Source organism: Paenibacillus sp. 37, assembly GCF_008386395.1.
GTDB classification, from domain to species: Bacteria; Bacillota; Bacilli; order Paenibacillales; family Paenibacillaceae; genus Paenibacillus; species Paenibacillus amylolyticus_B.
This window is the reverse complement of sequence record NZ_CP043761.1, coordinates 2,086,486-2,106,811: the sequence shown is the minus strand read 5'-3', so window position 1 is coordinate 2,106,811 and position 20,326 is coordinate 2,086,486. Positions and strand designations below refer to the sequence as shown.

20 protein-coding genes are annotated in these 20,326 nt (G+C 44.7%); 7 read left to right on the top strand and 13 right to left on the bottom strand.

Annotated elements, in window-relative coordinates; translation table 11 throughout:
* Nucleotides 1-157: 157 nt before the first annotated feature.
* Nucleotides 158-1,129, bottom strand: coding sequence for a Gfo/Idh/MocA family protein (locus F0220_RS09580; RefSeq protein ID WP_105598049.1), 972 nt, complete (start codon nucleotides 1,127-1,129; stop codon nucleotides 158-160).
* A gap of 411 nt (nucleotides 1,130-1,540) precedes the next feature.
* On the opposite strand from F0220_RS09580, the gene F0220_RS09575 reads away from it, so the two are divergent.
* From F0220_RS09575 to F0220_RS09555, 5 genes are all read left to right on the top strand, one after another.
* The gene (locus F0220_RS09575; protein WP_105598048.1) at nucleotides 1,541-3,172 is read left to right on the top strand and encodes a thiamine pyrophosphate-binding protein; all 1,632 of its coding nucleotides are present in this window, start codon (nucleotides 1,541-1,543) and stop codon (nucleotides 3,170-3,172) included.
* A gap of 12 nt (nucleotides 3,173-3,184) precedes the next feature.
* Entirely contained in the window at nucleotides 3,185-3,553 is a 369-nt protein-coding gene (locus F0220_RS09570) for a carboxymuconolactone decarboxylase family protein (protein ID WP_091014603.1), read from the top strand.
* A gap of 187 nt (nucleotides 3,554-3,740) precedes the next feature.
* Nucleotides 3,741-4,091 (top strand): hypothetical protein, encoded by a 351-nt coding sequence (locus F0220_RS09565; protein ID WP_036609902.1) that lies wholly within the window; start codon nucleotides 3,741-3,743, stop codon nucleotides 4,089-4,091.
* A 54-nt stretch (nucleotides 4,092-4,145) separates the two neighbouring features.
* A complete protein-coding gene (locus tag F0220_RS09560; RefSeq protein WP_091014604.1) occupies nucleotides 4,146-5,138 on the top strand; it encodes a 3-oxoacyl-[acyl-carrier-protein] synthase III C-terminal domain-containing protein in 993 nt (330 codons plus the stop codon).
* Nucleotides 5,139-5,433: 295 nt separating this feature from the next.
* Nucleotides 5,434-6,495, top strand: coding sequence for a YrpD family protein (locus F0220_RS09555; RefSeq protein WP_091014605.1), 1,062 nt, complete (start codon nucleotides 5,434-5,436; stop codon nucleotides 6,493-6,495).
* Between the two features lie 161 nt (nucleotides 6,496-6,656).
* On the opposite strand, the gene F0220_RS09550 is transcribed toward F0220_RS09555, so the two are convergent.
* The 8 genes from F0220_RS09550 to F0220_RS09515 all read right to left on the bottom strand — a co-directional run bounded on the left by F0220_RS09550 (nucleotide 6,657) and on the right by F0220_RS09515 (nucleotide 13,880).
* The gene (locus F0220_RS09550; RefSeq protein ID WP_105598047.1) at nucleotides 6,657-6,965 is read right to left on the bottom strand and encodes a hypothetical protein; all 309 of its coding nucleotides are present in this window, start codon (nucleotides 6,963-6,965) and stop codon (nucleotides 6,657-6,659) included.
* A 194-nt stretch (nucleotides 6,966-7,159) separates the two neighbouring features.
* Nucleotides 7,160-7,729, bottom strand: coding sequence for a manganese catalase family protein (locus F0220_RS09545; protein WP_091014606.1), 570 nt, complete (start codon nucleotides 7,727-7,729; stop codon nucleotides 7,160-7,162).
* A gap of 93 nt (nucleotides 7,730-7,822) precedes the next feature.
* Nucleotides 7,823-8,098 carry a spore coat protein CotJB gene (locus F0220_RS09540; protein WP_091014607.1) on the bottom strand — a complete coding sequence of 92 codons (276 nt, stop codon included), beginning with the start codon at nucleotides 8,096-8,098 and terminating at the stop codon, nucleotides 7,823-7,825.
* Entirely contained in the window at nucleotides 8,088-8,327 is a 240-nt protein-coding gene (locus tag F0220_RS09535; protein WP_091014608.1) for a spore coat associated protein CotJA, read from the bottom strand. The genes F0220_RS09540 and F0220_RS09535 overlap by 11 nt, the downstream gene beginning before the upstream one ends.
* 171 nt (nucleotides 8,328-8,498) lie before the next feature.
* Nucleotides 8,499-9,851 carry a hemolysin family protein gene (locus F0220_RS09530; protein WP_105598046.1) on the bottom strand — a complete coding sequence of 451 codons (1,353 nt, stop codon included), beginning with the start codon at nucleotides 9,849-9,851 and terminating at the stop codon, nucleotides 8,499-8,501.
* A 46-nt stretch (nucleotides 9,852-9,897) separates the two neighbouring features.
* Nucleotides 9,898-11,034 carry a radical SAM/CxCxxxxC motif protein YfkAB gene (yfkAB, locus tag F0220_RS09525; RefSeq protein WP_091014610.1) on the bottom strand — a complete coding sequence of 379 codons (1,137 nt, stop codon included), beginning with the start codon at nucleotides 11,032-11,034 and terminating at the stop codon, nucleotides 9,898-9,900.
* A 220-nt stretch (nucleotides 11,035-11,254) separates the two neighbouring features.
* Nucleotides 11,255-12,376, bottom strand: a complete 1,122-nt coding sequence (locus tag F0220_RS09520) for an HD-GYP domain-containing protein (RefSeq protein ID WP_105598045.1) — start codon at nucleotides 12,374-12,376, stop codon at nucleotides 11,255-11,257.
* A 73-nt stretch (nucleotides 12,377-12,449) separates the two neighbouring features.
* Nucleotides 12,450-13,880 (bottom strand): bifunctional metallophosphatase/5'-nucleotidase, encoded by a 1,431-nt coding sequence (locus F0220_RS09515; RefSeq protein ID WP_105598044.1) that lies wholly within the window; start codon nucleotides 13,878-13,880, stop codon nucleotides 12,450-12,452.
* A gap of 120 nt (nucleotides 13,881-14,000) precedes the next feature.
* Between F0220_RS09515 and F0220_RS09510 the strand changes: the two genes are divergently transcribed.
* Both F0220_RS09510 and F0220_RS09505 read left to right on the top strand, forming a co-directional pair.
* Nucleotides 14,001-14,747 carry a molybdenum cofactor biosynthesis protein gene (locus F0220_RS09510; protein WP_105598043.1) on the top strand — a complete coding sequence of 249 codons (747 nt, stop codon included), beginning with the start codon at nucleotides 14,001-14,003 and terminating at the stop codon, nucleotides 14,745-14,747.
* Between the two features lie 123 nt (nucleotides 14,748-14,870).
* Nucleotides 14,871-15,920 carry an HD-GYP domain-containing protein gene (locus F0220_RS09505; RefSeq protein WP_091014614.1) on the top strand — a complete coding sequence of 350 codons (1,050 nt, stop codon included), beginning with the start codon at nucleotides 14,871-14,873 and terminating at the stop codon, nucleotides 15,918-15,920.
* 132 nt (nucleotides 15,921-16,052) lie between these two features.
* On the opposite strand, the gene F0220_RS32455 is transcribed toward F0220_RS09505, so the two are convergent.
* The 4 genes from F0220_RS32455 to sufB form a co-directional block, all read right to left on the bottom strand.
* The gene (locus F0220_RS32455; RefSeq protein WP_017689533.1) at nucleotides 16,053-16,193 is read right to left on the bottom strand and encodes a hypothetical protein; all 141 of its coding nucleotides are present in this window, start codon (nucleotides 16,191-16,193) and stop codon (nucleotides 16,053-16,055) included.
* 150 nt (nucleotides 16,194-16,343) lie between these two features.
* Nucleotides 16,344-17,063 (bottom strand): M23 family metallopeptidase, encoded by a 720-nt coding sequence (locus F0220_RS09500; RefSeq protein WP_105598042.1) that lies wholly within the window; start codon nucleotides 17,061-17,063, stop codon nucleotides 16,344-16,346.
* A gap of 208 nt (nucleotides 17,064-17,271) precedes the next feature.
* The gene (locus tag F0220_RS09495; RefSeq protein ID WP_181155336.1) at nucleotides 17,272-18,621 is read right to left on the bottom strand and encodes a jacalin-like lectin; all 1,350 of its coding nucleotides are present in this window, start codon (nucleotides 18,619-18,621) and stop codon (nucleotides 17,272-17,274) included.
* A gap of 300 nt (nucleotides 18,622-18,921) precedes the next feature.
* Complete coding sequence (sufB, locus tag F0220_RS09490; protein ID WP_036669904.1) at nucleotides 18,922-20,319, bottom strand: Fe-S cluster assembly protein SufB; 1,398 nt, start codon at nucleotides 20,317-20,319, stop codon at nucleotides 18,922-18,924.
* Nucleotides 20,320-20,326: the final 7 nt, after the last annotated feature.

Below are 20,326 nucleotides of genomic sequence, written 5' to 3'. Positions count from 1 at the left end.
GTATCTAAATAGCTGTATCATGAGCATATATCAAAGGAAAGAAGCATCGCAGACAGACTCACCCGAGCCTCTGCAATGCTTCTTTGTGTTAAGGAGAGCTGAATCAGGAAAAGGTGCACCGGGCACCTCATATGAAAAAACCTAAACACTCCTTTTCTTATCTCGATTGTTCCGTGTTCCGTAGCGCTTCCAGTATCAATTGTGCCTGATACCCATCGTTAAAATCATATATCTTAGCTGGTTTGCCCTGTATACGGGCAATAACATGTTTAAGAACCGGCAATTCACTGGCGGATTCAAGCACTTCTATTGGAGACAGTGGTTGCCCCACCAGACCCGTCTTCAAATCTTCCCAATTTTCCAGGGCAATCGTGCCTTCTGTGCCGTACACCACCATGGATACACGTTCTTCCCCCGCAAATTGAGAGATGCCATTTAACTGAATTCGAGTCCCGTCTTCCAGTTCCATTGCAGCCTGTACTTCTAGTTCACAGTCTCCATTCTCAGGATATTGAACCTGAGTGCTCACTACCCGGATGGCTCCAAACACCTTTTGAATCATATGAATCCAGTGAATCCCCACTTCAAGAATAAATCCACCCTGTTCCCGGCTCGTAATCCATGCATTCTGTTGCCATGATCGTGGCCACTGCGGGAATTGCAAAATGAGATCTATTTTGCGAATGGCCCCCACTGTACACTGCTCAATCATCTCTTGCAACTTCAGCACGGAAGGTTCATGCGGCATAGAGAAGTGGATGGCATGAACTACGCCCGCCTGCTCTGCTGCATCCAGCATCTTTTTGGCTTCTTCTACACTATTGGCAAGTGGTTTCTCGCAGAATACATGAATTTTGCGTTCCAGTGCTTCCATGACAACAGGGTAATGAAATTTAGGCGGAACTGCAATATACAGCAGATCAATCTGATGTTCATTCATCAATTGCTTGTAATCCGTATACGTCCTAACTCCCCGATGAGAAGCTGCAAAAGACGCCAAACCGTCCTCATTCGCATCACACACCGCTACAATCTCAATCTTTGTATCCATCTTTGTATTCTCGATTAGATGAACCATATGTAATCCCATTTTACCCAGCCCAATCAGAGCCATCTTGATGACTGTCATCCCATCCCCTCCCAATTCCTTTCCAGTATAGCAGAAAGCAAAGAATTGCGAATGCGATGCGTTGTTACGAAAAAAAATAAACCTCTAGCTTTCAAGTTGCTATTAGAGGCTGAAATTCTTCATTTACAGTCATCATTTTACATTATTTGTAATTCCGTTGCGATTGGGTAATTCGTTGCAGGGATATATAACCAATTATTTTCACTTTATCCAGCAACACTTAAAGCGTTACCAACTTAAGAATCAGGAATTCAGACTCATAAAAACAGGTTGACAAAAAACCACAAAAAAAGATACTCTTCCTAATAACAATGAATATTTCCTCTTACAACCTTAGACTGTAACTTGCATTCAATAAATGGAATATGCGTATGGTTCTAATAACCTATTTCATGAAGCGAGGTGTCCCGCATGAGAACAGTTGCGGACTATTTGGCAGAAACTCTGCGTAATCTAGGCGTTACTCATGTCTTTGGTATTATTGGTAAATCCATCTGTCCTGCTGTACTGAAAATGGTGGATTACGGATTAGAGTTCATTCCAGGCCGTCATGAATCCAGCTCAGGTTTTGCCGCATCCGGTTATGCATTACAGACAGGTAAACTCGGCGTTGCCTTTGCCACATCCGGTCCAGGCGGAACCAATCTGCTTACTGCAGCAGCCCATGCAAAGGCCAACAATCTGCCTGTACTGTTTATTACGGGTCATCAATCCATTCAGGAACTGGGGCTCCCCCAGTGTCAGGATTCTTCTTCCTATCTGGCTGATCTGGCCGAAATGTTCAGACCTGCTACACTATTCAGCAAACTGGTTGAGCGTGGAGATCACTTCGGCACACTGCTGAATCATGCCCTTTCCATTGCACTCGGCCCTAATAAAGGTCCGGTTCACCTCTGTATTCCTTTTGACGTACAGACTGAATTGTTATTCCAATGCCGGATTGTTATTCCCGAAACGGAACCTCTGTTTAGCGTATCTAATCTGAATCGCATTTTTCCTCTCATTCAACAATCCAACCGCCCTTTAATTATTGCTGGTAAAGGTGTAAGTCGCGCCAGAGCCCATGATGAATTGCTTCAATTGGCCGAATCGTTCAACATTCCCGTCATTACTACTCCTGGTGGAAAAGGAGCGATTGCGTGGGACCATCCCCTATACCATGGACCTTGTGGTGTTGGAGGTTTCCCGCATGCAGACGACATGTTGAACCAAAGTGACCTTTATATCGTACTCGGTTCACGTCTAAGTGACATGACCCTCTGCAATCTGAAGCCTGAACATCATCCGGTACACCTCATTCAATTTGACGCTGATCCTACATTTGTAGGCAAGATTCTGAGCGCTCAAACCTTACATATCACCGGTGATTTGAAGGACAACCTGCAATATTTGCTGGGCACATTAGAAGACCTCCCTACTCCTGTGAGAACCACTGCACCCATGGATTACACGGTCCCTTTACCAGATCTCCCCCAACTGTCTCTGGCTTCTGTGCTAGACGGAATGAGCGATCTGCTTCCGTACGATCATAAGCTGTTTGTTGATGATGGCAGCCATGGATTTCATGCGGTCCAGCGCTATAAAGTCAAGAAACCAGGCAGCTTTGTGTTTGACGCTTACTTTGCCTGCATGGGGAACGCCATTGGTATGGCGATAGGTGCAAAGGCCGCTTCACCTGAAGAGACCGTTGTATGTATCACCGGGGATGGATGTTTCATGATGCTTGGGACGGAGATCCATACCGCGGTATGCAACAATCTGAACGTCATCTTCATTGTTGTTAACAACAAACAACTGGACATGGCACTCAAAGGAATGGAAAAAACAACGGGCAGAATCGATGGTACTTTATATGAAGTTCCTATGGATGCAGCCAAATTCGCCGAATCTCTCGGTGCAGTTGCGTTTCGAGCAGAAACTCTTGCTGAGTTCTCATCTGCGCTGAACACAGCCCAGACGTTGAATCAGGTAACTGTTATTGAGCTTCTGACCGATCGAGATGAAATTCCACCCACGGCTCACCGCACCGTAACTTTGAATTAGGAGGAGCAGATCATGAGTGAACATGTAACTCAGGGACTAGACCGTTTCGCGAAGCTTTCTGGGGAGTACGGTGCAAGAGCCCTCGCCCCCATCAAAGAACATTTTCCCGAATTGTCGGAATTTATTATGGGGACGGCATACGGGGATATTTTTCAGCGCACCACGATTTCGGATCAATGGAAGGAAGTTGCTATCATCTCTTCGTTGATCACCCAAGGCCAGTATGAACAATTAGGGGTGCATTACACCATGGCTCTGAGCGTGGGAGTGACGGTGGATCAGCTCAAGGGAATATTGCTACATCTGGCACCATGTGTGGGTGCTCCACGCATTATAAGTGCATTTAATATTTTGCTTGCCACCTTGGACGAAATACAGTAATTCACTTTTCTACATTTTTATACATGATTCGACTTTTTTATTGATCTTTTTACATTCCTACCTTTATAATATGGTTAAATTATCCTTCGAACCAGCTCTCATCTTAGAAGCTTTCAGCAGAGGCCCTATGGGGCTGTGTATCCATTAGCAGGATAGCCTTAACTCATTTAAAGGAGAGAGATCAAACATGGGAAATTTCATTCTGAAGACTGACGTTCCAAACAAGGTGTTAAACATTGAACTGGAGGGTTCTTTCTCTCAAGAAGACGGTTTGCGTTCCATCTCGGCCTATCAGGATACGATCGCTTCTATTAACACCAAGGAGTATGACCTGAACATCGATTGCAAAAAGTTGAATGTTACTGCTCCGGAGATTGTTCCTCTTCTGGAAGGCTGCCTTCAATTGTTCAAAAAAGATGAATATAAAAAAGTCGTGTTGACCCTCGAGAACAACGCGATTCTAAAAATGCAATTGTCCCGGCTCGGCCGGTCAGTCGGTCTGGACAATCTCGAAATCATATCTACCGTTACCACTTAATAAATCAGGCGGACAAGCTGTGAATTCACCCTTCCGCTCAAGAGGAGAATGAAGATGGCCGGAATTCGTATTGTAGATATCGATATCTATCATCCAGCAACCAAGGTGCACAATGATTTTTATATTGAACATTTTGATTCAAGAGGTGTAGATATTCGTGGATTGTTACAGGCACTTGGTCGTGATACACGTTATAAAATTGACAACGATGACGAAAATTCACTAAGCATGGCCTATGAGGCAACCAGTAATCTACTGGAGAAAACCGGACTCACCGGTGCAGATATTGATCTGATTGCTTATGCAAGCCAAACGCCAGAATACATCTTTCCTACGAATTCCCTGATGATCCATCGCCTGATTAACGGAGCTTCTCACACGATCTGTATTGACAGTAACGCGAACTGTGCAGGCATGACCGCTGCTTTCGAACAGGTTAGCCGGCAGATGCTGGGCAATCCTCGAATTCGCCGGGCATTAATCATCGGCTCCGATTACGTGGCTCCTCACGCCAGTCCAGATGATCCCGTATACTTTGCCAATTTCGGTGATGCAGCAGCGGCGGTTATTGTAGAGCGGGATGAACATGCTGTCGGTTTCATTGATTCCATCTATCAGACGGATACCTGTGTGTATGGTAATTCTCTTTTTCCTGCAGAAGGCTTGGCGAAATTGGGCAAAACAGGTGTAGATGCGGGTGCCTTTCATGTGAAATTCATCCCATTTGATGATTCCATCTGTGTGGATGCCGCTTCCGAGTCCATTCGTACTTTGCTGACACGTAACGAGATTGGACCAGACGAGATCAAAGCCGCCTGCTTCTCCCAGCTATCTATTAGTAACATTCGCGCAGTATCCGAGAACGTCGGCATCGGTGATGACATTGCTGTCTATATCGGAGATGAGTTCGGATATACCTCAACCAGCAGTCCGTTCATTGCCTTGCATCGAGCGGTTACAAACGGGCAGATTCAGCGTGGTGACAAAGTGTTATTCTGGACCGTCGGAGCCGGATGGCAAAATGTTGCCATGGTGGTTGAATACTAGTTATACACTTCAAAATCCAATAAAACCATCTCTGGTACCACTACTGGGGATGGTTTTTTGTCTCTCCATTTCCCACCTATTACGTTCATTTAAGATTTATTACCTTTTATTGTGAAAATAGTCACTTACATATTATTACACAAAAGATATGATTTAGTAGTAATTAACATCCATAAAAGGAGATGTTTATGTTCAAGTACGATCTACCATTATCCTGAGTTGCTGCATTCGACGTAGTTAAAAATTCATTGCTAGTTATTCAACACACATTCCATTTGAGAGAGGAGTTTTTAGATTGAAGATAAGAAAATCGCTAACTTCATTATTATCCTTAGCTTTGTTATTAACTCCATTCAATCTTGTATTCGCAGATGGTAATATGGACACGATCACCATGAACAACGAACTAAAAAAAAGTATCGAAGTCAATATCGATTCATCAATCACAGGAAATGAGCGAGAAGTCATTGCTGACGTGATGGCCCGGCTCGACGAAGAAGATCGAGAAAATGTCATCTATGTCGCAGAAGACGGTGTCATTTACTCTAACAAGTCGGAACTTAAAGAGACGACAGAAGTATATGATCTGGTTGAGAACAATATCTATGAAAGTGCATCCGGAAAAGAACTTGTCGGTCCTGGAGTACCCACGAATGATTTTTCAGCATCTGCCGTTAAAGATGACACACAAATTTCGCCCGCTGCCGAAGTACCTAATCCAAGCGGAGGTTCCGGTCCTTATCGAAGAGTTTTCTCAAATAATGGATACAACTGGTTAAGTACGTATGTAACCATCCCAGGTGCCCCTTACGTAAAAGGTAATGTTTCGACAGATGTTCCTTATGTATACTTGGGAGGTTGGGGATCTAACGGAAATGGGATAGATGCAGGTTTGCAATACAGCACAGCCTTTGATAATTGGTCCCCCACGACGCTAGCAAATGGATCGATGGTTCCGAGTAATACTCGCTATCGTTCAAATCAGGACATCTATATGAAATTTTATGTGACTAATCCCAATGAATGTACGTTGGCAGTATCAGGAATCACAACGACTGGCGAACAACTAACAACGACGATTGTAAGAAGCGGGGTAAGTGGCTGGGATAAAAGCGGTATAGGGATGAGAGTAAAACGAATGACCACCATTGGTCAAAAACCCGAGAATATGAACACAGGTTCATCGATTAAAAATGTGCGCTGGCATGATATCACTGTAGGCTACTATTCTGGTAGCAATCTGATATATAGCAGTTGGGGCAGTGGACAAACCGGAGGATATCACTCTGTGCCTTCCAATAAAGTAAGTGTTAATTATGTAAGCCCTGGTGAAGAAACCGTCAGCATACAACTGTAGTATCTATTTAATTGATGTAGTATTTATTTAACTAAAAAAGATGTTCTGAATAAAAAGTAGCAGTTTCAAGATTATTCAATCTTGAGAACTGCTACTTTTAAAACTTTTATAAAATCGTTGTTATAAGAATCTGAAGACGAAGTTTAATCTACCATTTCTGATTATCTGTAAACGGTCCCATCGTATCTAGCAGCAACAATTCCATCCACCGTATGATAACTAACCAACACCAAGGTGCCTACATAACCGTCTGGCGTTTTATAGTCCGTAAGATATTTTGGTACTCCAAAACCTACAGGGTAATAATGAACCACAGTAAAAGGTTTACTTTCAAGCATAGGAGTTACTACGTCTGATACACTTGTACTGGTATTCGGTTGGATAGTTGCCGCAGACACGCCTCCACTTGAAATGGAAGTGGTCAGAATAAAGGAACATGCAGTCAACATAAGAACTTTACTAAGTCTCAAAATGATCATCTCCTTAATAGAGTTTTTAACTACAATTTCATTGTATAATATGTCAGTGTATTTAACAACAATATTTGTAAATTATATTATTATATGTAATTTAATCTTAAAAATTTTTTATTTAATTTTATTATCTTTTCATACAAAAAAGCAGCCCTACTGGACTGCCAGACTTCTGCCTCGATATTAAATATTCAGAAAATTTTCTTCGTATCCCGATCGTCTTTCAGAATCTCCACGGCTTCCCGGAACCTTAACGAATGCACGATCTCCCGTTCCCGCAGAAACTTCAGACTATCCTGCAGATCCACGTCATCGGTCAGGTCGATCAACCATTGATATGTAGCCCGGGCTTTCTCTTCTGCTGCAATATCCTCGTACAAATCCGCAATAGGATCACCCTTCGAAGCAATGTATGCTGCAGTAAAAGGTACACCTGAGGAATTCGTGTAAAATAAAGCAGAATCGCGCTGAGCATAGTTAGGCCCGAGGCCCGCTTCTTCTAGTTGCTCCACTGACGCGTCCTTTGTTAACTTGTAGATCATGGTGGCAATCATCTCAAGGTGAGCAAATTCCTCCGTGCCTATGTCGTTCAGCAGCCCGATAATCTTGTCTGGAATTGTATACCGCTGGTTCAAATACCGCAGAGCTGCTGCCAACTCACCATCCGCTCCTCCATATTGTTCAGCCAGCAATTTTGCCATATGAGGATCACATTTGCTAACCCGAACAGGATACTGCAATTTTTTCTCATACACCCACATGCAGAGCCCTCCTTTTGAATCAGATCAATCTTGCTGGCATATTCCCCGAGTCCCCGGCGTGGCAATTTTGCACGGAAACCCGAGGAGATTGTTTCACACTTGCCATGGCCACGGTGTCTGTGACCATTCCCATGGATATTTGGAGAATGCATGACCAAAGTTCATCAGCGGTCCGTACAATTGTTGAAATTCATGTGCAACTCTCATGCGCTCCTGACTGAATTTGTTGTACTGTTCAATACTCTGGAAATCACCCGGATGGGTGTCCAGATACAGATTCAGCTCAACTAATACAAAGTCCAGTGCCTGGAGCTCCTCTAACAGCTCATAATACCTTGCATCACAGGCTTTGGGCACTTCAGGCTCCATCCGATTCCACCTTCCTCCCTTTGGATCTCGCTGGTGTATACGGGCTGTATAATGCAGGCCACAACGTTCCGATTCTTAAGGCTTCCGCTGGGCTGTACTGCGGCCAGCCCATGGGCTGGAATGGAATAAATAATTGCGGTGGAACCAGATACGTTCGAATTTTTACGGGTGGACAAGGATCAAACGGTCCCACAAACGGGACATAAGCACGAAGCTGCGGATCTTTCATAGAACTACGCTCCTTTCTCAAGGTTTACTTGTATGCAACATACATTTCAAACGATTGTTTCCCGTCTCTATATCCATATGTTTCAGTTCCGTAAGTTAATCCCCTTTTAGCTGACACATCAAAAAAAACCTCTGAAAATCCACCACAGAGGCGGTACTTTCAGAGGTCTATTTATTGTGATGACTGATCTTCCGAATTCATGTCTTGAGGAACAGATTGCTTGAACACTCGAACCCGAGTAATCCGCAAACGAGAAGACTCTTCCACTTCAAAGACGTATCCATTCAGCTCCCGAGTTTTGCCCTTGGCTGGACTACCTCCAAGCTCTTTAAAAAGCCATCCGCCAATGGTATCCACTTCTTCATCCTCAATGATGGCTCCGGTCCACTTATGAACTTCTTCAATAAGCGAACGACCATCAATGGAAAAGGAATCTCCACTGCGTTCCATATGCGGACGCTCATCCTCAAACTCGTCATACAAGTCTCCAACGATCTCTTCCAGAATTTCTTCCGCAGTCAGCAATCCAGCTGTGCCGCCATATTCATCCACAACCAGCGTCATCTGAGAATGTTTCTTCTGCATCAGACGCAGCACATGGCTGATTTCCATGGATTCAGGAACGTTTAAGATTGGACGGACGAGTAAAGCCAGATCATGTTGTTGCTCCGGTTTAGCCAGCAACAGATCGGTGATGTGTATAAATCCAATGATCTCATCCTTGTCTTCTACTGCTACGGGATACCGGGAATGTTTGGTTGCATTAATGATCTCCAGGTTCTCTTCCAAAGACATATGTGTGTACAGACAATCCATGTCTGTGCGTGGCAGCATGACTTCACGTGCCAACATATCGGAGAAATCAAAGATGTTGTCCATCAGTTTGATCTCATCTTTATCGATGACACCACTTTTAGCACTCTGCTTCATCAGAATACGAAGTTCATCTTCCGAGTGAGCTTCGCCTTCACTGGCAGGTTCGATACCCGCCAGACGCAGCAATGCATTGGCCGATACATTCAGTACCCAGATGAACGGGAAGAAGATTTTGTAGAACAACAGCAAGGGCGCAGATAAAAACAATGCCACTCCGTCTGTTTTTTGAATAGCTAACGATTTAGGTGCAAGCTCACCCAACACAATATGCAGAAAAGTAATGATACAGAAACCGATAATGACCGACACGGTCGAAATAAGCCCTGTATCTCCTATACCAAGTTTAAACATGAGTGGCTCAACGAGCAATTCGGAGATGGCCGGTTCTCCCAGCCACCCGAGTCCAAGCGATGTCAGCGTAATCCCGAACTGAGTTGCCGATAGATAGGAATCCAGTTTACTATTCACCTTCAGTGCATAACCAGCCAAACGGTTTCCTTCACTCTGCAATTGAGTTAAACGTGTTTGCCTTACTTTCACAAGGGAAAATTCCGCTGCAACAAATACGCCATTCAAAAATACGAGCAAAAAGACACAGACCAGATTAAATACCAGCTGTCCAAGATGAAATTCGGTATGAATATCCAAGTTGAAACTCCCCTTTTCTATCTATTTCAGGAATACACCTGGAATATCAACGTGTGATTGCCTTTCTCGATTTGAAATCTACACCCTTGTAATACATATCTGCCACTAGCAGGTTTGGTCCGCAACAGGATGCAATATCGCAATGGCAATTGACCGTTTGATTCAACGGATGTTCAGCTGACCATTCATGGAACACTTCATCCAGTTTACGATCACGAATGTTACCAAACGCCGGGATATCCGCAAAATCCGTCACATACACATTACCCGTGAACATGTTAACGTTAACGCGGTTGCGTCCGTCCGGATCGTTACGTACCGTCACATTTGGTTCGCTGTATAAACGGTTGATCAGTTCCCGATCCTGCTCTGCTGCACTGCACGCGAAGAATGGCAGGGTCCCGAATAACATCCACATATCTTTGTCACGCACATCAAGCAAACGATGAATCGCTGCTCTCATATGATCCAGTGATAACACGGGCAGTGACGAAGCAAAGTTCGAATTATACATCGGATGCACTTCATGACGAACACAGCCCATCTCACGAATCAATTGGTGAATACCATCCAGCTTGTCGTGTGTACGGAAGTTAATCATCGACTCCGCAGAGATAAACATGCCTGCTTCACTCAGTTTGCGTGAATTTTCAATCATTTTCTCATACATCTTCACCGCGACTTCACGTTTCACAGGTCTGCCACTATTCGCAAATCCAACTTGATGGAAATCGTCAGCATTCAGATAGTTGAATGAGATATGCATAACGTCCAGATAAGGTAAAAGTTGCTCATATCGACTGATATCCAGCGTTAAATTCGAATTGATCTGGGAACGAATTCCACGTTCCTTGGCATATTTGAGCAGCGGGATAATCATCTCATCCACTGTTTTCTGGCTAAAGCTTGGCTCGCCACCCGTCAGACTAATCGTCTGCAGATGCTCCACTTCATCCAACCGTTTCAGCATCAGAGGGAGCGGAAGAGCCGGCGCCTCACGCATCGTAAGCATATCTCCCACGGCACAATGCTCACATCTCATATTGCACAGATGTGTCACGGTCATTTCTACACTGGTCAGCACATGGCGTCCATATGTACGCAAAGAGCCGATCGGATCCCATGGATCATTCGTTGGCGATAAAGGCATCGGTTGTACCGATCCTGAGTTTAGCATGGTCATTGTTCTTCACCTTATTCCTTTTATTAACCTAAAAAGTTTTATTTACATCATACCTTGTGTTTCTCTTTTTGGAGTTATCTTTTATCATAGCACAATTTTGAATGCTCCGGCATACGCAGACCCTGTCCATTACATGACAAAAAACGCTCAGGCAACTCTGGACCGAGTTACGAAACGGTCCGGATATTACGACATGAGCGCTAATCATCTTTCAAGTTGTTCAGCTTTCCACCTGTTCACTTTGAGCCGCTGAAGGTGTATCCTCCACACCCTCTACACCTGTGATCATCACAGACAGTGCTGTAGACAGGTTAATTTCGTAGGGCGAAGATAAGGTCTGGCCGTCGGCATCCTTGAGCACCCGGATAAGTGGACGTTGAGGAACACGTGGATGAATCGCTGCGACCACCCCAACCTCTCCCGTACTGAGCGTGACCGATAGACCCACGGGGTAGATCGCTACACAATCCCTGAATCTCTCCAGCATTCGTTGTTCATAAAGCGTTCCTGAGCCCGTATACAGCACCTCTACGGCCTGATGTGGCAGCAAGGCTTGCTTGTAGACTCGATTCGTTGTCATGGCATCATACGAATCAGCAAGAGCAATCCATTTGGCATACTCATGAATCTCTTTATCCTTTAGCCCAAAGGGATATCCACTGCCATCAATTCGTTCATGGTGCTGCAATGCACAATGCGCGGATAGAAGCGGTATACCTGGTTCATCTTTGAGAATACGGTGTCCATATGTAGTGTGCTGCTGAATGATTTTGAATTCCTCGTCACTCAATCTGGAAGGTTTATGCAAAATTTCTGGTGCAATCTGTGTTTTGCCGATATCATGCAACAAAGCGCCCAGACCAATCTCCATTAATTGCTGGCGTGTATAACCCGAAGCGACACCAAGAACCAGCGTGTACACACATACATTCAGAGAATGGTTATATAGGTCAAAATCACTGGAGTTCATGTCCATCAGCATAATCATGGCTTCCTTTTGGCTGCCGATGTCCTCCAGAATCGCATTCATCACACCACTAAGCGCTTTACCGAAATGAGGAATCCGTTTCTTCGTTTTCATTCCCGACATGCTCTGAAATTGCTGTTTGATCTCGACCAGTGCTTTCCTTCGGGTCTCTTCCTGCAACATTTCAGGAACGATGATGTCCTCTGTCGCAGCATCTTTAATATACACATAACCGACTCCGAGATCCTTAAGGCGTCCAATCAATCGATTGGTTAGCTCTACATCTTCACTAAGTAATACAAGGCCTTCTTCACTATAAATACGTTTCCCCAGCTTCATGCCAGGCTGCAATAAGTTTATATGTACTAAACGCACAGCCTATCCTCTCCCGCTCCGTAGATGTAATTACCACTAGCCGCCGCTTCAGCAGAAGGCAAGTACTTTAAATTTAGCTTTGATGCCAGCGGGCTCGCAGGCTGTCGTCCAGAGCCCCTGGTCGTTTTATTTCCGTTTCCAGCAAATCGCGTATGAATTCCGGAAGATGATAGAGCGTACGGGTTCCATGAGCAAGAGGAGGATACCCCACATTGAACGTAAACATGTCCAGTGTCCCAACGATATACTCACATTGTTCGTCCATAGGCTCCCCATTGATGGATATGGCCTGGATCTTCTCATAGGCTGGCGCATCTGGATTGTATTGAACTTCCATTCCGTCCATACATAACGTGCCTAGAATATGACCACGAAAACCAAATCCCACAATGGGCTTACCTGAAAACTCGTCCAACAAGGACTGCTCAAGTGCTTCACGAATATGACTTCCACTCAAGCATATTGTACAAGCATTTATAGGAGATGGACATAGGGAATGCAACATTCCTTTTGTAATATTACCTTGTGGAAGATCTCCGAGAAGCTGACCTGCATTCACCAGAGACAGCTGTGCCCCCGTGAAATGACGTACAGCTTGTGCAAGCAAGGTTGCAAACGGGGATTCCCGGTCATACGTGATGGGCAGCACCCGATCCGTTATCACTGCCGTCTGATTGAGTGTCCTTTCGGCCTCCGTACGATTCGTAGCGATTGCCAGCGCGACCTGATCATCCAGTAATATACTCTTGGCAGCCATACAACCGCTACTTACCAGTTGGAGAGGTTCTCCCACACTTGTTCGTTCCAGAACCACTTTCCCAAGCCATTGACCAAATTTCCCGGCTGCGCCCAGCACGGTCTGACCAATGACTAAGGGTTCTTCGAGAACATGATGGGTATGTCCACCGAGAATAACATCAATTCCAGTAATCTGCTCTGCCAGTCTCCGATCTGTCGAAAGCCCCAGATGTGAAAGAACAACCACTACATCCACTTCATCACGTAATGCTTCCACTTGAGCTCTTAGTGACTCCACAGGGTCCAGAACATCCCACCCAAGCAGTTCATAAAACGTGGTAAAAGGGGCAGTTGCCCCCAGCAGACCAACGCGAAATGGACCTTTCTCCATAATCAGAGAAGGTTTCATCCACACTGGCGGAAGGCCAGTATCTTGCTCCACAACATTGCCGCATACCACAGGACACAGAAGTCCAGCGTATAACTGTGAGAGCTGATCTGGCGTAAAGGTTAGCCCTTCGTTGTTACCGATTGTAATGGCATCGTAGCCCGTCAGGTTAATAACATCAACATTAGCCGTCCCCAGCGTCCCTTCTGTCTCAACGGCCATCCGGTCCATATGATCGCCGATATCCACTACAAGGAAGTTGCCACCCAGGTCACGTTCCTCATTGATCATAGCGGCGATGGTGCTCATGGAGCCGAAGTGGCTATGAATGTCGTTGGTGTGCAGAATCGTTAACGTTTGCTTCTCCCTGGTGCTCATCACACCGCCTCCCCTGCTCTTCAATAAACGTTCATTCTTCTAATGGATAAGCATAACATTTTCCGCGTCGTTATGATATATTTATAGGGTTTAGAGATCAAAAAGAGGTGAGTCATATCTATGAAATTGACAATTCAACTATTTGCAGGCATTGCAGAACGTTTAAATACATCCCTTCTGGAGTTTGAGTACATTGGAGACATTCCAACCGCTGCCAATTTAAAAGAAAAACTGAGTTTGGCCTACCCGGAGGCAGCTTCTCAGATAAGGACATCCTTTTTGGCAGTTAACCAGCAGTACGCTCCTGCCGATACTATACTTAGCTCAGAAGATGAACTTGCGTTGATCCCTCCCGTCTCTGGAGGTGATGGTACGGATATATCCGATGAAAAGCTTCGCTCTACCGTTCCAGAGCATCGGACTGAAGATGGCCTATTTCTAATTACAGAATCCACTTTGTCCGTGGAAGCAACAACGGCGCTAGTGATTACCCCGAATCACGGCGCAGCTCTTACTTTTGTAGGTACAACTCGTGAAATGACCGGTGAACAGCGCACCGTTCATCTTGAATACGAGGCCTATGTGCCGATGGCTCTTTCTCAGATGGCAGCCATTGGTGTGGAAATCTCGGATCGCTGGCCTGGTGTGTTATGTGCAATCAGTCACCGAATTGGCAAAGTGGATGTGGCAGAGATTAGTGTAGTCATTGCCGTTTCCTCGCCTCATCGCAACGACTGTTATGATGCAAGCCGTTACGCCATAGAGAGACTCAAACAGACCGTTCCGATCTGGAAAAAGGAAATTTGGGAAGATGGATCTGAATGGAAGGGACATCAATTAGGACCATGGAACCCCATGGAGAACTAAATAATGAGTCTTTACACCTTTTAGGTAGAGTGGGTTAATAGTAAATAAGTCGTTGTCAACCCATTTTTTTCTTGTTATTATAATTATATGTGTCGATATTAGTCGAGAAAAGGTGGTTTATACGTGAGAGTGCATGTTACTGATCTTAAACCGGGTGACCTGTTAAAAAATGATGTATACAACAGTTCGGGTCTCCACATGCTGATGAAAGGTTCCACCCTCAGTGAAGATGACCTATCCAAACTGTTGCAACATGGAATCGAGTACGCAGATGTAGAACACACAACATCCGACCTACACTCTGATGCACAAACCTTACCTTCCGATCAATCCCGTCTGTTAACTAACTTGTTTAACGATACGATCAAAGGTACTGAATCTCTATTTCAACAAGCGATGGAGAAGGGTTTTATTGATGAGACACAGGTCGATGAGATTTTGTTTACCCTAACAGAACAGTTGGAAAAACAAAAAGATGTTGTCTCCTTGTTGCTTATGCTGGACGGGGATAGTGATTATACGTACAACCATTCATTGCAAGTCGGAATGCTCGCTTTTTATATCGCCGGCTGGATGGGTTACAACCCCGAGGAATGTCTAACGGTAGCCAAAGCAGGATATCTTCATGATATCGGCAAGTCTAAGATTCCTTCTGAGATTTTACATAAACCTGGTAAATTGACCACGGAAGAATTTGACGAAATGAAGAAACACACATTCTATGGGTACGATATCATTAAAGAATCCACGCAGGATGAAATTCTGGCAATGGTTGCACTTCAACATCATGAGCGCGAGGATGGGAGTGGTTATCCTCATGGACTGCGAGGAGACGAGATCCACCCATATGCCCGTATAACTGCTGTAGCAGACGTTTACAGCGCCATGACGACGAATCGGGTATACCAGACCAAACAGGAACTGATTTCTGTTCTGTGTGAGCTGTACAGTCTCAGCTTTGGTCAGTTAAATGCTGAAGCAACGCAGGAACTGATCAAGCACATGCTGCCTAATTTTATCGGTAAAAGGGTTCTGCTCACCACGGGTCAGACGGGACTCATTGTCATGAATAATCCTGCGGATTATTTCCGACCACTCGTTCAGACCTCTACGGCCTTTATCGATTTAGCGAAAGAAAGAGATATTGCTATCGTTGAGATTTATGTACAGTAACTGTTCATTGTACACAGCATGTATACGAAGAACCCCATAGTAACTGAAATAACCAACTCACAGGTTGGCATATGACAAAAGGGAAGCCATAATCGGCTTCCCTTTTGTCTATTCCGATTCGATCATGTTGGATTACACGCAGAATGCTTTTGTGATGATAACCAACAGAATGAACAGTACCAAGATTGCACCAGTGTTTGTGAACATATTGTATCCGCCAACGCCGCCTACTCCGCCTACGTTGCCACCACAGCCATATCCTACTTCGCTCATGTGATTGCCTCCTCTTCATCAGGTATACCCTAACATATGACGTTTCCGTTGGAATGAACCGGGCGAACAGGCAACATTTGATAAATGGTTGTCTGTCTGCATCTACCTGAGTGGGTTAGCCTTTTGTTATTCCCTGTTCTTTGCAGAGATCTATATGTCGGACTCCGAATGAACCTGGATGCCTTTTTCCTTGCGGTACATGATAACAAGTAATCTCCAAAATTCATAACTGCCTTTGTCATTCATAATAAACGGTCGATAATAATCAAATGCTTGCTGCGCCCATGCGGGACAATCCATATTGGAAAGTTGCTCCTGTTGCTGAATCCATCCCCCTTGAATCTCCAGCGTTTTCTGCATGGCTTCAAACACTTTCTTCTGCTCAGTGGTCATCGGCGGAGCCTCCTGTTCCTGAGATGCAGTTCCGTATTCGGCCTGTAGATAGGCACCCGGTTCCGTCACACCATCTTCGCTGGCTGTATACCCGTACGATGGCGCACTTGTTTTACGAATTTCATAATGTACATGCGGGCCAGTACTCTGACCCGTGCTTCCCTGATTACCGATAAGCTGCCCTCGCTTCACACGCTGCCCAACGGTTACGGCAATCCGCGAAAGGTGAGCATAACAATGCAAGTAGCCACGATGATCTTGAAGGGCAACTGTAAGCCCGTAACCGCCGAATCCGGAGCCTGTAACTCCTTCGGAAGCAAAACATACCCTACCTTCCATAAAGGCATAGACGGGGCCATTCCAAGGCTCTGTCACGAGATCAATTCCGCGGTGAAATGTCTGTCCACCATGAATAGGATGAATTCGATAGCCGAATGAACTTGTAATCCGATATCCCTCGAAAGGGTTCACGCTCATACACTCACATCCTTTTCTATCATTAAATGCTAAAATCTATGAAATGGCTTGTGCTAATGGTCTTATTTTATTCCACAAAAATACCGCTCAGAATATTATTAGGGAAACCAAATGGTCTCTCCAACGTATATCCCAAGCGGCGCGCTATGCTAATATGATTCCTCTATCAGTTACATATACTATGTTTTATTTCCACCACTACACACTCCTAATTCAGAAGTCTGTAGATGACCCCTAGCTGATCCAATTCCTGTCCTGCTCTTCCATAAAATCCGGCTATATACCACCCTGCTGGTGCCTCAAGTTTGATTTGATCCGAGGTCTTTTGTCCGCCTTCAACTTTATTCCCAAGATTGGTGGACAACTCCACGTAAAAGATCCGTTTATCTCCATTACGTGTCCCCTGACCAATTGTTGCCTCGGTTAAGTACTCTCCGTCTGCCAAGTTCAGTGTGGCAATGTTGGATTGACCACCATGTGCCAGGTTCGTTCCATCCCTGTACAGCGTTGAAATGCCGTCTACACGGTTGCCTGAATTAAGCACTACTGAGCTAGGTCTGGCATCGGGAATCTGATTCAGATCATTAAACCCAGTTCCTCCAGATCCTCCGATTGTTGAACTTAGTTGGTACTGAGAAGATGTGCTGTACACAAATTCCGCTGTAATCGGATAATGATCGGAGAGTTGCTTTCCACTCGGGTCAACAAACGTTTGATTTTCTAACCGAAAGCTCTCTGCATTAAGGGACAACGCTTTACTTCCGCGATACAAAATTTTGTCCACTATCTCATAGTTGGGTCCATTTAAATTGCTTGCATCCATAAGGGCGTCTCCATCAGCGGGAATACTCCCACCTCGAATCAAATCGATCCACGGATCTCTTAAACCATTCTCAGACATGAGCAACTCTATATTGTCAGCCGCACGGGTGTACCGTGTATTGGTATCCCCTAATACGATAACAGCGTTCCCGTCCGAGTGCTCCTTTATGTAATTGGAGAGTTGTCTGATATTATCTCGTCTGGCCTCAAGCGATTTATCATCGCTACCTGCGTCCGCATGCAAGTTGTACACGTCCACTTTCACCTGAGGTGTGATCTCATATGTAGCTGCTGTAAATCCTTTTGGAGTCAATTCATCACTTCCATTGTCAAAAAGACCAGATCGCTTATCCCAGGTAATACGTTTCAAGTCACGGAATGGATATTTGGACAGACTGTTCAACCCACTACCAAAACCCGCAATTCCACTTGTTGTCGTCAAATACGGCAGAGTGACTTGGGATATCAGCTCATTATGATAATTAAAATCCTCTTGCACATTAATAATGTCATAGTCATTTAATTTTGGGGAAATCTGAACGGTGTACTCCTTGGGGTTGGAGCTGGATACCAGGTCCGGAAGGCCACCTACATTGTAACTAAGTACCTTGAATGAACCCGATACCGATCCACCTTCTGCTGCACTCGCCGTTGATAAAAATAACGGAGAGCCCGTTAAGGCAACAACAGCAGACAATACCAAGGCTGCTCCTTTTTTAACTATACTTCTTCGCATCATATACCCCCTTATATTTTAATCAATTCAAATATATGTAATATTCATTAATGGAAGAATAACGCTGGTCTATTCATTTGTAAATATACAATTTGAACTAAAGAATATTTACACTTGCCACTCCGATGACAGAATAACCTTCTGATCGCTGTTATCCCCAGATTTTTTAATAAAAATACCCCCTAGAGAGACTTTTTAAAAAGTCTGCTTTAGAGGGTATTCGATCACATAAAACTATATCTACCGCTAAGCATCAGCAACTAGCTTCAGCTTTACGGCTTCGAAAGGCGCTGCATTGGATTAACCAATGGAGCCCTCCATTTCGAATTTGATCAATCTATTCATCTCAACGGCGTATTCCATTGGCAATTCCTTCGTGAATGGCTCAATGAAGCCCATGATAATCATCTGTGTTGCTTCTGCATCAGTCAGACCACGGCTCATCAGGTAGAAGAGTTGATCCTCAGACACTTTGGAGACTGTAGCTTCATGCTCCAGCATGATGTTATCATTCATGATTTCATTGTAAGGAATTGTATCCGATGTGGACTCATTATCGAGAATGAGTGTATCACACTTGATGTTGGATTTCGCGCCCTCAGCTTGACGTCCAAAGGAAGCCAAACCACGGTACGTTACTTTACCACCATGTTTACTGATGGACTTGGATACAATCGTAGATGTTGTATCCGGAGCCAAGTGGATCATTTTCGCACCTGCATCCTGATGCTGGTTTTTACCAGCTACAGCGATGGAAAGTACGGAACCTTTAGCTCCACGGCCTTTCAGTACAACCGCTGGATATTTCATCGTCAGTTTGGAACCGATGTTACCATCGACCCATTCCATCGTTGCATTTTCTTCTGCAACCGCACGTTTCGTAACGAGGTTGTAGATGTTTGGTGCCCAGTTTTGAATCGTTGTGTAACGAACACGAGCATTTTTCTTACAGATGATCTCAACAACCGCACTGTGCAGTGAGTTCGTGCTGTAGATTGGAGCTGTACAGCCCTCTACATAGTGAACGAAGCTGTCTTCGTCCGCAATGATGAGTGTACGCTCAAATTGTCCCATATTCTCAGAGTTAATCCGGAAGTAGGCTTGCAGAGGCACTTCACATTTAACGCCTTTAGGCACGTAGATAAAGCTTCCTCCGGACCAAACCGCACTATTCAATGCAGCAAATTTGTTATCTGCTGGTGGAATAACTGTTGCAAAATATTCACGCAGGATTTCCGGATGCTCTCTGAGAGCCGTGTCGGTATCCATGAAGATTACACCTTGGTCTTCCAATTCCTTTTGCATGTTGTGGTATACAACCTCGGACTCATACTGAGCCGATACACCTGCAAGGAACTTTTGCTCTGCTTCAGGGATACCCAATTTATCAAAGGTTTCCTTGATTTCAGAAGGAACTTCCTCCCATGTTTTACCTTGTTTCTCCGAAGCACGCACATAATACTGAATTTCATTGAAATCCAATCCGTCGAGATCTCCGCCCCATTTCGGCATTGGCATCTTTTCGAATTGTTTCAGGGATTTCAACCGGAATTCCAACATCCATTCCGGTTCGTTCTTAATCTTGGAAATTTCGGTAACCACTTCTGCAGTCAGACCTTTACCGGTTTGAAAGATGGATTTGTGCTCGTCGCGAAAACCATATTTGTACTCTTCCATTTCTGGTGCTTTTTTAGCCATCTTGCTC